We start from the raw sequence: 2,396 nt of genomic DNA, 5'->3' as shown, positions 1-2,396 counted from the left end.
GGCCCCAGGCCACCGCCTGTAACTGCTTCAAGGCGGACGCCGCCGCGAAGGAGGGCGGCGTGTGCGCCACGCCACGCTTTGGGGCCTACCTGCTCGCGATGACGTGGGCGCCCACCTTCTGCCGGACCCACCCGGACAAGGAGGAGTGCGAACACCTGGAGGGCACCTTCGGCGCGACGCACCTCACGCTCCACGGGCTGTGGCCGCAGTTCAACGACGCGGAGGCGAGCGAGAACAAGTGCACCTATCCGGCGTACTGCGGCGGGCTCTGCGAGTGCCAGGGCAGCAACGCCCCTTCGCGCTGCTTCCCGGACCCCGCCACGATTCCGCAGGCCATGGGCACCTACGGCCCGGGCTTCGTCACGGACAACTACTTCCTCGCGAACCACGAGTGGCCCAAGCACGGCAGCTGCACGGGGATGGACGCGCGCAGCTACTTCCAGGCCACCATCGACGCGATGCTGTCATTGCCCGGCGACCAGGGGACACCGCCCGCGCTGGGCGACAACGTGGGCGGCAGCGTGGCGCTGGAGGAGCTGCGCGCGTCCTTCGGCCAGGCCGACAGCGTGGTCCTCAGCTGCGACCCGAAGTGCAACCTGCTGGAGGTGGGCGCCTGCTTCGCGGTGGACGACCAGGGGCACCCCGCGGGGCGCATGGTCTGTCCGCAGAACGTGACGGGCAGCAGCAGCAACAACTGCGTGGGCAATGGCTCACAGCCCCGCTGCCCCACGGTGAACATCCAGGCCGCGAAGCCCTTCGACGGCGGCGGGGGCGGAGGCGGACCGTCCGCCTCGTGTGGTCAGCCGGGCCAGGGGCCCGCGTGCACGAATGATCAGCTCTGCCAGAACCAGGGCTGGGTGCGCTGCGCGCGCTCCGGGTGCTGCACCACCGTGCCCAAGCGCTAGCTCAGGCCACGGCCTGCTGGAGGCCGGCGTCGCGCGGCACCTTCGCGGCGGCGGCGCGCACGACCTCCGGGCTGGCGCCTTCCTTGTGGGCGTTCTCGCTCAGGTGCCGGCGCCAGGCGCGCGCGCCGGGCAGGCCCTGGAAGAGCCCCAGCATGTGCCGGGTGATGGCGCCCAGCGGCGCGCCCTCGCTCATGCGCGCTTCGATGTAGGGCAGCATCGCGTCCACCACCTCGTGCCGCGTGAGGGGCGCCTGCGTGCTCCCGAAGAAGCGCCGGTCCGCGTCCGCCAGCAGGTACGGGGACTCGTAGGGCGCGCGGCCCATCATCACGCCGTCCACGCGGCCCAGGTGCTCCGCCGCCGCGTCCAGCGTCTTGATGCCGCCGTTGAGGCTGATGTCCAGGTGCGGGTACTCGGCCTTGAGGCGGTGCACCAGCTCGTAGCGCAGGGGCGGCACGTCCCGGTTCTCCTTGGGGGACAGGCCCTGCAGCCACGCCTTGCGCGCGTGCACGATGAAGCGCGTGCAGCCCGCCGCGGACACGCGCCGCACGAAGTCCTCCAGCGTGGGCCACTCCTCCAGGTCGTCGATGGCGATGCGCGACTTCACCGTCACGGGGATGCGCACGGCTTCACGCATGGCGGCGACGCCGCGGGCGACGAGGTCCGGCTCCGCCATCAGGCACGCGCCGAAGCGGCCGGACTGCACGCGGTCGCTGGGGCAGCCCACGTTGAGGTTGATCTCGTCGTAGCCCCACTCCTCGCCAATGCGCGCGGAGGCGGCCAGGTCCGAGGGCTCGGAGCCGCCCAGCTGGAGGGCCACCGGGTGCTCGGCGGGACTGAAGTCCAGCAGGCGTTCGCGCTTGCCGTGCAGCACGGCGCCCGTGGTCACCATCTCCGTGTAGAGCAGCGTGTGGCGGGAGATGAGCCGGAAGAAGTACCGGCAGTGCCGGTCCGTCCAGTCCATCATCGGCGCGACACACAGCGGCATGGGGTAGGACAGGGCAGTCATCGCCCTACCCATATCCGGAGTCCCGCCATCCGCCCAGGGTCTCCAGGAGCCCCCTCCGAAGGCAGGCGGACGACCGGGCCCAGGCGGGCATCGGCTCAGGCGGGAGGGCTGAGCACCACGCCCTGCTCCTCCAGCCACGCGTCCACCAGCCGCTGGCCGGCGTCCGTCAGCGTGAAGCCCAGCCCGGCCCAGCTCTGGCCGTTGAGCATCACCACCTGCCCCAGCGCGCGGGCGAAGGCCGCCTCCGGCGCGACGCGCTTGAGCAGCGCGCCCGCGTAGTGGTGCAGGAACAGGTCGAAGTTCTTCGCGAAGTCCGGGTGCCCGGGCAGCGAGTCGCTGCGCGTGTCCGCCGTCACGTCATACGCCTGGATGACCGCGCCAAAGCCCAGCACGTCCAGGAGGAACGCCTGCATCCGGTCCTTGCCCCGCACCCGGCCCGGCAGCCACCGCTCCGGCCCCGCCGACGTCTGGAACGTCCACAGTCC

3 protein-coding genes are annotated in these 2,396 nt (G+C 71.9%); 1 reads left to right on the top strand and 2 read right to left on the bottom strand.

The features are described from left to right. The coding region (locus tag D7X55_RS38465) for a ribonuclease T2 family protein (protein WP_199747329.1) at positions 1 to 905 on the top strand (905 nt) is incomplete at its 5' end. A 1-nt stretch (position 906) separates the two neighbouring features. Here D7X55_RS38465 and dusA read toward each other — a convergent pair. Further along, positions 907 to 1,911, bottom strand: a complete 1,005-nt coding sequence (gene dusA, locus D7X55_RS38460) for a tRNA dihydrouridine(20/20a) synthase DusA (RefSeq protein WP_233610327.1) — start codon at positions 1,909 to 1,911, stop codon at positions 907 to 909. A 95-nt stretch (positions 1,912 to 2,006) separates the two neighbouring features. Next, on the bottom strand, positions 2,007 to 2,396 hold a 390-nt coding region (locus D7X55_RS43750; RefSeq protein ID WP_158626487.1), incomplete at its 5' end, for a hypothetical protein.

It is taken from the genome of Corallococcus sp. AB049A (genome assembly GCF_003668885.1).
GTDB lineage: Bacteria > Myxococcota > Myxococcia > Myxococcales > Myxococcaceae > Corallococcus > Corallococcus interemptor.
Note: the sequence above shows the minus strand (reverse complement) of the source record. Positions and strands in the feature narration are given on the sequence as shown.

What these genes read in the sequence shown, in the direction of transcription:
- dusA (WP_233610327.1), bottom strand. Translation starts at nt 1,911, where the DNA reads ATGACTGCCCTGTCCTACCCCATGCCGCTGTGTGTCGCGCCGATGATG.